Annotated in this window: 5 protein-coding genes and 2 pseudogenes; 1 reads left to right on the top strand and 6 read right to left on the bottom strand. The window is 69.9% G+C overall.

Features of this window, described 5'->3' with window-relative positions:
- From BM536_RS37020 to eccD, 6 genes and pseudogenes are all read right to left on the bottom strand, one after another.
- On the bottom strand, positions 1 to 1,476 hold a 1,476-nt coding region (locus BM536_RS37020), incomplete at its 3' end, for an AAWKG family protein (protein ID WP_170109986.1).
- 12 nt (positions 1,477 to 1,488) lie between these two features.
- Entirely contained in the window at positions 1,489 to 1,935 is a 447-nt protein-coding gene (locus tag BM536_RS37015; protein ID WP_073497758.1) for a type VII secretion system-associated protein, read from the bottom strand.
- 28 nt (positions 1,936 to 1,963) lie between these two features.
- Positions 1,964 to 2,284 carry a WXG100 family type VII secretion target gene (locus tag BM536_RS37010; RefSeq protein WP_073497756.1) on the bottom strand — a complete coding sequence of 107 codons (321 nt, stop codon included), beginning with the start codon at positions 2,282 to 2,284 and terminating at the stop codon, positions 1,964 to 1,966.
- Positions 2,285 to 2,351: 67 nt separating this feature from the next.
- Complete coding sequence (locus BM536_RS37005) at positions 2,352 to 2,702, bottom strand: hypothetical protein (protein ID WP_073497754.1); 351 nt, start codon at positions 2,700 to 2,702, stop codon at positions 2,352 to 2,354.
- Positions 2,703 to 3,093: 391 nt separating this feature from the next.
- Positions 3,094 to 4,566 (bottom strand): type VII secretion protein EccB, encoded by a 1,473-nt coding sequence (eccB, locus tag BM536_RS37000; RefSeq protein WP_073497752.1) that lies wholly within the window; start codon positions 4,564 to 4,566, stop codon positions 3,094 to 3,096.
- Between the two features lie 18 nt (positions 4,567 to 4,584).
- A pseudogene (gene eccD / locus BM536_RS36995) lies at positions 4,585 to 5,981 on the bottom strand (type VII secretion integral membrane protein EccD).
- A 315-nt stretch (positions 5,982 to 6,296) separates the two neighbouring features.
- Here eccD and eccCa point away from each other — a divergent pair.
- Positions 6,297 to 10,281: pseudogene (gene eccCa, locus BM536_RS36990) on the top strand (type VII secretion protein EccCa).
- Positions 10,282 to 10,538: the final 257 nt, after the last annotated feature.

The raw sequence follows: 10,538 nt of genomic DNA, 5'->3' as shown, positions 1-10,538 counted from the left end.
CTCCCTCTCCGCCTCCGCCTTGGCCTCGGCCTTCTCCTTCTCGGCCTCCGCCTTCTCGCGGTCCCGCTCGGCCTTGGCCTCCGCCTTCTCCCTCTCCGCCTCCGCCTTGGCCTCGGCCTTCTCCTTCTCGGCCTCCGCCTTCGCGGCCGCCGCTTCAGCCGCCGCCTTTTTCTTCTCGGCATCGGCCTCCGCCTCGGCGGAGATCTCGGAGAGGGGACGGTCGTCCTTGTCGGTGATGCTGGTGTCGAACGCCTTCTCGGCGGCCTTGAATGCCTTGTGGATGTCGACAATGGCCTCGGCGCCCGCCGTACTGAGCCAGTCCTGCACGGACTGCTCCCAACGGCGCACCGCCTCGTCGGCGATCGCCTTCCACGTGGTCATCTCGCTCGGCTTGCCGTACGACTTGCCCTCGATGACGATGTCGTTCTGGAAACCGGTGGTCGACACCACGTAGTTGTGCCACGTGGCGTACGGCCCGCCGCTGGACACCGTCTCGATGTCCGTCTTGTCGTACTGGGTGTCGAAGAGGGTCAGCCGGGCGTTCTGCAGCATGTCGTACAGCCAGCGCTGCGGATTGCTCTCGGCCTTCCACGCCTCCCAGGCGTCGTAGAGCTTCTGCGCCTGGGCGAGGAGAACTCCCTGGGCCTCGGCCAGCGCCCGGGCCGGCTCGGAGGTCACCGTCACACCGTCGACGGTGACGGCGCTGCTGTCGCCGCCCTTGCCGTTGAGCTGGTCGGCGTAGCCCTCGTAGTTCCGGGCCAGTTTGTGGATGAGCTGCTTGAAGATGGCGGCCGACGTGCCGTCCCAGGAGTCGCTGCCCTCTCCGATGTCCTCGGTGTCCCACTTGCCGACGGTGCCCGCGCTGTCCTCGAAGAACTTGACCACCCGGTCGAAGGCCTTGGCCGCTTCCGTGAAGGTGCGCAGGTCGACGTAGTCGGCATCGTTCACCGGGTAGCCGCGGTTCTTGAAGCCGTGGGTCGAGTAGGGCCACATGGTGATCTGCGAGAGGGCGTCCTTGGCTCCGTAGACGTACCGGACCAGCGCGTTGGTGTTCCAGTCGAGCTTCTCGCCCTCCTTGTTCCAGCCGCCCTTGTCCTTCAGGCGCTCGCTCGTCTTCGTGTAGTCCGGGATCACGTCGTCCCCGCTCGGCGGCAGGGCCTGGCCGGACGCGAGGAAGGTGATGTGGGCGCGGTACCGGTAGAGGTACTTCCCCGGGGACACGTCCTGGGAGTCGTCGCTGGGGCGGTAGAACGGGATGGTGTAGTCGGTGTTGTGCGTCTTCCATCCGCTCGATGACAGGAAGCCCGACGCGTACTCCGGGCCCCCGTGTTTGTCCAGCCGGACGTGCATCAGCGGGATGCCGTCGTTACCCTTCAGATCGTCGAACAACGTTTTCCGCTCCGGCAGTACATAGCCGGTGAGCAGGTCAACCGCTTTCTTCCAGTTGTCGTTGTTGTTGTCCTCGGGGTTGGCCATCGCCGAACTCCGCTACTCTTTCTCTTCGGTAGCACCCGGATTGTCGAGATCACTGTCGACATCCTCGAAGATGTCCATGAAATCGTCCGCGGTGATGTTCTCGAGGTTCTTCCCCTGGCTCTTGGCCAGTTCGTCGATGGTGTCCCACAACGCCTGCTCGAGGTCCTCGAAGAGGACCGTCTGGTCCTCGAGGATGCGCACGACCTCACCCGCGCCCTGCTGGATGACCTTGTTCAGGGCACCCCCGCCGACCGCGCTGTTCTCGCCGGCCATGAGGCCGATGACCAGCGGCTTCGCGGAGTCGATCGTCGTGGTCGAGATGCTGTCCGCGATGAACGAGATGGCCGGTCCGGCGGTCGGACTGTCCTTGAGGATGTTCTCCAGCGTCGTACGGAAGCCGTCGATCTGGTTGTTGATGAAGTTCTTCAGGAACGTGCTGTCGAGGACCGTGACGGCCACGTGATCACCCTTCCGTCACCGGCCGGCGTCAGCGGCCGCCGATCCTGATGTCGCCCCACCGCTGCGACAGGTTCTGCTCCGTGTAGCGGTAGTTGGAGGAGATCTCGGTGAGCAGCCCGGAGTGGTTGGCGAGCAGGTTCTTGATGTTCTCGACAGCGTTGTCCCACTTCGCCTGGACGTCGCTGTAGACGTCCCGGTCGTCACCGATCCAGCTGTTCCGGAGTTCGGCCAGTTCCATCTCCAGATTGGCCAGAATGCTCATGATCGCCTGGGACTGGCCGACCATGTCCTCGGACGCGCCTTCGGCATGGTTGTAGTCGACGTAGATGTAGCCGTCGGAGAAGTCCATCGGATTCCTCGATTCACCGGAGAACTACGGGAGTTGAAGGGTCTGGGGTCCGCTGGGTGCGTCGGGGTCAGTTCGACGACGTGTTGGTGCCGTTGAGCTCGTCGAACACCTGCGTGGAGCGTGAGTACTCCGCGTCGATCGCGTCACTGGTGGACCCCTGCACCAGCCCGTGCTCCTTGAGGGTTCCGTTCAGCTCGTCCACCATCCGGTCCAGGTTGATCAGAATGGTGTCGACGTGCTCGTCCCACTGCTCCAGCAACTTCTTGTACTTGCCGCCGTCGACGCCGCCGTAGTTCGAGGCGAGCGTGTGCGAGGTGGACTGGACGTCCTGCTGGCAGCGCTGAACACCGGTGAAGGCCTGTTCCAGCGCCATGATTCCGTTACGGGTCGCGTTTTCTTCGGACTGCTGCATGGCCATGTAAGGAAACTCCCTTTCGGCGGAACTCACCGGGCTGCGGCCCCCATGTCACCCTGCGGGCAGACAGAGCGCCCCGGCGAGCGTGACCGACTCGCAGGGCCATGGGATGGCCAGATGCTATGCAGGCCCCAACTTGTTTGGCAATTGCCCGTGGAACCTCGGCGTCCCCTATTCCGGGCTCAATTGAGCAAGAATCCGGAATTCATGCCGCTCAAGTGAGCGGCACGGGGAATGCGGCGGACAGATCGGGCAGCCGACACCGTCCGTCGGACGCCGTCGGCTGCCCGGCTTAACGGGAGGTGACCACGTGGACGCCAAGAATTTCCCTTCCGGACGGCCTCCGGCGGCCCCGGCCTCTTCCCTCCCGGCCCCGCCCTCTCCCTCCCGCCCGCTACTGCCCAGGGCACCGCAGCGTCACCCGTGCTTCGCCCTCGGACGCCGCTTCGGGGGTCAGATCCGGTCCGCTGGGCAGCATGGCCAGCATCGGGGACGGCATCGTCCGCGCTTCGGTGCCCTCGTAGCCCAGCGCCTTCACCGCCTCCTGGGACAGCAGCCGGTATTTCACGCCCTCGTCCGTCACCAGATACGTGGTGTCGCCCAGTGCGCTGCCGCTCGCGCTCAACGCCCTGACGAGCGCGCCCTTCCCCGCCCGTACGGCGATGGAGTCGACCTTCAGGCAGCCGGGTTCGACCTCGGGGGCCGGCGCCTGCACGGCCGGGGGCAGTGCGTCCTCGGGCAGCACCGAGGTGCCCACCCGCACACCGGAGTTCGCTGAGTCGACCTCGGCGCAGGCCACGGAGCCGGTGTCGACGGTGACCGCTTTCGGGGGCTTCTCGGGCAGCTTCGCCGAGCCCGAGGCGCGCGCGTCGGGAGCGAGGTGCCCGGCCAGGGTGTCCGCACCGAGCGTCGCCACGGTCGCGGCTTCCCCGCCGTACGCCTTCTCACGCGTTTGCGGGTCGCCCAGCAGGAGGGTGGCGCCGGTGTCGGTGAGGGGGATGAGGCCCTCCCTTGTGAGCAGGTGATGGCGGGGGGAGGAGCCGGGTACGTCGACCTTGAAGAGCTGGCCGATCCTGGTGCTCCGTCCGGCCAGCTCGGGGCCCTTCCCGCCCCTGCCGGGGACGTCGGCGGGCGCGAGGTCGGGCCCCAGCGGGAAGGCGTCGAGGAACGCCGCGGAGACGGGTCGCGGGACGACGTCGCCGTAGCCGAGCGCCTCGGCCGCCTTCGCCCGCTCGTCCAGGCGCAGCCGGCCGCCCTGCCACAACACATAGGTGGCGTCGTCCGGGCCGGTGACCAGCAGGCCTTCGTTCTCGCCCAGTTGCCTGCCGCCGGGCACGTCCTGCGCGGCGCCGGTGCCGAGGGCGAGCGTCGTGGTCGCCGCGACGACGCCCGTCGTCCGCGGGAGGATCCCGGAGCACACCAGCCACGGCGTGCGGTCCAGGTCGTCAGTGCCCGGCAGCGCCTCGGGCCCGTCGGGGATGCCGATGGGCGTGCCGTGCGGGGTTCCGGCCAGTGAGGATGTGCGCACGGTCGTGACGCCGACATCTCCGCCGGTCACCAGCCGGGCCGACGCGTAGTTGCGCACCGGGCGCAGTCGGCCGTCCAGGTACAGGTAGCGCGCGCCGGTCTGCTTGTCGACGATCAGGTTCTCCCCCGAGCGCCACGAGTCGTTGCCACCGGGTCTGATGAGTCCGAAGACGAAGGCGCCGGCGCACACCAGCACGGCGATGATCACGCCGATCGCGGCGCCGCGGTTGGTCCGGCCCAGCGGGCTCTCCGGGGAGTCCGGCTCGGCGCGCAGCATGGCCGAGGCCAGCCGCCCCATGATGAAGAGGTGCGCCTGTACTTGGTCGCGTTTGCTGTGCATGGTCGCCGTTCTCCCGGGTCAGCCGTTGATGCCGCGGAGCCGGCCGTAGACACCCATCGACCAGAGCGTCAGCGGCAGGATGCTGATGGCGGCGAGTGAGTGCAGCAGTTCGGCCGCCCGCCCCCAGTACGGGACGAGTCGCCGTCCGGGCACGGTCCATGAGGCGATGGTGATCGCGGCGGCCAGCCCCAGCACGCCGGCCGTCAGGGTCAGCCGGTCCAGCGGGGCGAGGGAGCGCGCGGCGACGAACAGCAGCAGGATCACGCCCCAGGCCCCGGCGGCGGTCAGCGCCAGCCGCTGCCAGACGTTGCCCAGCCCCCGGCTGTGCAGCAGCAGCAGGAGCGAGAGGGCCACGACGGTGAGGACCTCGGCGAGGTCCGGCACGGCCATGAGCGCCACCTGGCAGGGCAGACAGACCAGGCCGATGGCGCCGTAGAGGGCGGTCATCCAGCCGTCCGCCAGCGCGGAGCGCGCGTCGACGTCCGAGGAGGAGTACGGGTCGATGCCCTGCTGCAGTTGCTGGACGTTGGTCGGCAGGGGTGGCATCCGCATGCCGGCCAGCCGGAACGACAGGGTCGGGACGAACCCGCCGAAGAGCACCACCACGACGGCCACCACACCGGCCGCCTGCTCCGGTGCCAGGTCCACAGTGATCAGGGCTGCACCGAGCGCGCCCGCCGCAGCGACACAGGCCGCGCCCATGAACAGCGCGGGGTGGACACCGACCGCGGCCAGCGCGAGCACCGCGCCCGCGCCGCCGGCCGCGGACGCCGCCAGCAGCCGGGCGCCGAGGACGGCCTCGCCGTCGGCGCCGCCCAGGTCGCCGCCGGGCAGCAGCCAGCCCGCCAGGGCGAAGTAGGGGGCCGCCATCAGGCCGAGCACCGAGCCGGCTCCGGCGTCCCCGACGGCGCGGGAGGCGGAGCCGCGCCGGCGATCAGCAGCAGTCCTGCGGCCGAGGCGGCGACGGCCCGTATCCAGCCCGCGGTTCCCGGCATGGCCAGCAGCACGATGCCCAGCGCGAGGGTGGACGCGGCCAGTCCGCGCAGCAGACGCCGGCCTGCCTGGGCGCTCCAGCCGTGCGGTCTGCGGCCCATGCCGTCGGCGATGCCGTCGACCAGGTCGTCGATGTGCACCTCGGGGAGCGCCTCGGTGCGCGGTCGCAGGTAAAGCTCCTCTCCGTCCCGCAGACCGAGGGAGTCCAAGGTACTCTCGGGGTCGAGCGGTGGACCGCCGAGGCGTTGGAGCACCCAACCTCCGTGCTCCAGGCCGGATTCCTCCAGGTCGTCCCCTCCGTAGCCGATCACTGTGGGCAGCAGGTCGGCGATGGGGACGTCGGAGGGCACGGCCAGGTCGACGGTCCTGGCCGGGGCCCGTACGGTGACGCGGCACAGGTTTGCCGTCTGCATCTCAGTCATGGATTCGGGGTTCACACTTTCTGGCGGGCCACGGGATGCGCGGTGGCTGGAAGGTGGCAGGCACACCGGTCGGTCGCCGAACGCGACGAAATGCTCGGACAGGGCATGCGCCGACGAGTTTGACCGTACGCCGGGGCTTTTCGCAACACCACTCCTGGAGTTCAGCGTCAGGGAACTCCAGGGAAATTGTCCCGCCGCCGTGGCGCGGGACCCTGACGCTTTGCCAGTAGACCCGCGACCTCTTTGCCAGAAGACCCGCGACGTTCCCGCGGGGTTCCCCCGGAATTCTTCCGAAATCATTGAGGAGGACGTTCGTTGAGCGTGATCCTGTTCCGCCGGCCGGCCCGTCGTAAAGGTCCGGAAATGCCGTCGGGGGAACTGAGCCTTCAGGAGCCGCCCACGCTTCCCGAAGTCGTGCCGGACAGTTCCGCGGTGTGGACGTATCTGCCGATGGCGCTGATGTCGGTCTCCATGATGCTGATGTTCATGCGGCCGGGGATGAGCCAGAGCAGCGGCGGATTCATCTACCTCGCACTCGGCGTGATGGTCGTCGCCTCGGCGGGGATGATGCTCGGCCAGGTCATGCGCCGCAACGGCGAGCGCAAACAGCGGATGAAGGGCGAGCGCCGCGACTACCTGCGGTACCTGCGGCAGACCAGGCGCATGGTGCGGGCGTCCATCGTGGAGCAGCAACGCGCCCTCTCCTGGCGTCATCCCGAGCCCGACGCGCTGTCGTCGCTGGCGCGCAGCACCCGGCTGTGGGAACGCCGGGCGTCGGACGAGGACTTCGCCGAGGTGCGGATGGGCGTGGGCGACCAGCGTCTCGCGATGAAGCTGACGCCGCTGTCGACCAAGCCCGTCGAGGACCTGGAGCCGCTGTCGGCGCACGCGCTGCGCAGCTTCACCCGGGCCTACTCCACCGTCCGGGACCAGCCCATCGCCATCTATCTGCGGGCCTGGTCGAAGGTGCTGTTCCGTGGGGACGAGGAGCGGATACGGGCTCAGGTGCGGGCGCTGCTCGCGCAGTTGGCGGTGTTCCATTCCCCCGACGACCTGTGGATCGCCCTGTGTGTCTCGGACGAGCGGCGTTCGCAGTGGGAGTGGACGAAGTGGCTGCCGCACAGTCTGCACCGGCACGAGGAGGACGGCGCCGGACCGGCCCGCATGATCGCCTCGGCCTTCGCCGAGCTGGAGAGCCTGCTCGGCGCGGAGTTCCTGGAGCGGCCGGCCGCCGACCCGGACGCGGTGCCGGGACGCGAGGAGCCGTACACGGTCGTCGTGATCGACGGCTGCACGGTGCCGGCGGGGCACCGCTTCGACGGACACGGCTTCCGCAACGCGGTGGTGCTCGACGTCACCGGTGCGCTCGCGTGGAAGCCGGGGCGGACCACTCTGCGCCTGGAGGTGGACGACGACGGTGTCGCGCTGGTCCGCACCGACCGCGACCGCAAGGAGCAGTCGACGGTGCTCGGCAGGCCCGACCGGCTGGGCACGGTGGGGGCGCTGGCGCTCGCCCGGCTGCTGGCGCCGTACCGGATGAGTGTGGGCGGCGACGACTCCAAGCCGCTCGCCAACGACGTCGAGCTGACGTCGCTGCTGAACATCCCCGATCTGCACCGGCACGACCCGGCCACGCTGTGGGAGCGGTCGACGGGCAGTGCCCGGTTGCGGGTGCCGATCGCGGTGAGCGGTGAGGGCAGGCCCGTGGAGCTGGACATCAAGGAGTCCGCCCAGGGCGGTACGGGGCCGCACGGCATGCTCATCGGCGCCACCGGATCCGGCAAGAGCGAACTGCTGCGCACCCTGGTACTGGCGCTGGCGCTGACCAACTCCTCCGAGACGCTGAACTTCGTCCTCGTCGACTTCAAGGGCGGTGCCACCTTCCTCGGTCTGGACGAACTGCCGCACACCTCGGCGGTCATCACCAACCTCGCCGACGAGGTGGCGCTGGTCGCGCGGATGCAGGACGCCCTGCACGGGGAGCTGATCCGTCGACAGGAGCTGTTGCGCGCGGCCGGCAATTACACCTCCGCGCTGGAGTACGAGAAGGCGCGGCAGTCCGGTGCACCGTTGCAGCCGCTGCCCAGCCTGTTCGTGGTGGTCGACGAGTTCAGCGAACTGCTGGCCTCGCACCGCGACTTCATGGAGCTGTTCGTGATGATCGGCCGGCTCGGGCGCAGTCTCGGGGTCCATCTGCTGCTGGCCTCGCAGCGGTTGGACGAGGGCCGCATGCACCAGCTGGAGAGCCACCTGTCGTACCGGATCGGTCTGCGGACGTTCTCCGCGATGGAGAGCCGTGGCGTGCTGGGCGTGCCGGACGCCTATGAGCTGCCCGCGCAGCCGGGTGCCGGTTTCCTCAAGAGCGGCGTCGACGCGCTCACCCGGTTCCGGGCCGCGTACGTGTCGGGGCCGTACCAGCGGCGCCGGGCGGTCGTACAGGCACAGGTGGCGCGTCAGGTGGTGCCGTGGACGGCGGAGTGGGTGGTACCCCGCGCACCCGCGGACCGGCCCTCGCGGGCGACCCGGACGGGCCGGAGCCTGACAACGAGGGGGACGACGGCGGGGAGACCCTGCTGTCGGTGGCGCTCGACCGGCTGCGTGGTTCGGGCCCGCCCGCTCACCAGGTGTGGCTGCCGCCGCTGGGCCGGCCGGCCACCCTGGACCAGATCCTGCCCCCGCTGACACCTGATCCGCGGTACGGCCTGACCACGGCGGACTGGCCGCTGCGGGGCCGGCTCACGGTGCCGGTGGGCGTCGTGGACCGCCCCTTCGACCAGTTGCGCGATCTGCTGACCGTGGACCTGTCGGCGGCCGGCGGCCATGTGGCCATCGCCGGGGGCCCGCAGAGCGGCAAGAGCACCCTGCTGCGGACCCTGATCACCGCGCTGGCCCTCACCCACACACCGCGCGAAGTGCAGTTCTACTGCCTGGACTTCGGCGGCGGCACGCTGGCCGCGCTCGCCGGGATGCCCCACATGAGCGGGGTCGCGGCGCGGGTGGACACCGAGCGCGTGGGCCGTACGATCGCGGAGGTCACCACGCTGCTCGCCAGGCGGGAGCGGTTCTTCCTGGAGCACGGCGTCGACTCCATGGCCACGTACCGCAAGCGGCGCGCGGCGGGCGAGTTCCCCGACGAGCCGCACGGGGACGTGTTCCTCGCGATCGACGGCTGGGCCACCGTGCGCCAGGACTTCGACCGGCACATCCCCACCTTCAACGCGCTGGCCGCCCGCGGTCTCAACTACGGGGTCCACCTGCTGATCACCACGGCCCGTTGGGTGGAGCTGTCGTCCTCGGTGCGCGACCAGACCGGGACCCGGCTGGAGCTGCGGATGGGTGATCCGATGGACTCCCAGATCGACTCCCGCAAGGCGGCGACGGTCCCGCGCAGCGCGGGGCGGGGGCTGACCTCGGACAAGCTGCACTATCTGTCGGCGCTGCCGCGCGTCGACGGGGTCGAGGACGCCGACGACCTGGCGGACGGGGTCGCGGGTCTGGTCGCCGCGATCGCCGAGAACTGGGCGGGGCCGACCGCTCCGCGGGTGCGGATGCTGCCGGCGAAGCTGCCGGTCGGGGAACTGCCGGAGCCGGAGGGCGAGAACGGTCTGCGGATCGCCATCGGCCTGGACGAGAACGAACTGGCGCCGGTGTGGCACGACTTCACGGAGAGCCCGCATCTGATCGTGGTGGGCGACACGGAGAGCGGCAAGACGAACCTGCTGAAGCTGGTCGCGCGGGGCGTCACCGAGCGGTACACGCCGGCCGAGGCGCGGATCATGACGGTGGACTACCGGCGGGAGCTGGTGGAGAGCGTTCCCAAGGCGTACCAGCTGGGGCACGCCGTCTCCCTGGACATGCTGCGGGACCTGGTGGACGGGGTGGCGCGGGCGGTCAAGCAGCGGGTTCCGGGTGAGGACATCGCTCCGTCACGGATGCGGTTGTGCGACTGGTGGCAGGGGCCGCGGCTGTTCATCCTGGTAGACGACTACGACATGGTGGGCGGCGGACCGATGACGCAGCCGTTCGCTCCGCTGCTGGACCATCTGGCGCTGGGGCACGAGGTGGGGCTGCACCTGGTGGTGGCGCGGTCCTCGGCGGGCGCCGGGCGTGGTCTCAACGAGGCGTTGCTGCGCAGGTTGCAGGAGGTCAACACGCCTGGGCTGTTGATGTCGTGTCCGCCCAGCGAGGGGTACCTCTTCGGGAGCGTGAAGGGGCGGGAGCTGATTCCGGGGCGGCGATTCGGATCGCCCGCCGCAAGACCGTGCAGGTGCAGACGGGCCTTGTGGGGGACGCGTCGTGAGGGGCTCCTGCCTGGACCGGGTCCCCGTGCGACCGGCCGGTGGGGGGCGCGGCGCCCGGCGTTCGCGGGCTGCCTCCGCCACTCCCGGCCTCGCTCGAGCAGGCGGGTCCCCACCGCGCACCCTCCCCCACCGTCGGCGTCGCTCGGGCGGGAGAACCCCCGTCGCCCCCGCGGGTACGTCGCTAGAAGGCTGTCGGGGGGCGCCAGTTCCTGCTGCGGCCCCGGGGGACGACCGCGGCCAGGGCCGCGAGCAGGAG

The sequence above is a fragment of the Streptomyces phaeoluteigriseus genome (assembly GCF_001896135.2).
Lineage (GTDB): Bacteria > Actinomycetota > Actinomycetes > Streptomycetales > Streptomycetaceae > Streptomyces > Streptomyces phaeoluteigriseus.
Note: the sequence above shows the minus strand (reverse complement) of the source record. Positions and strands in the feature narration are given on the sequence as shown.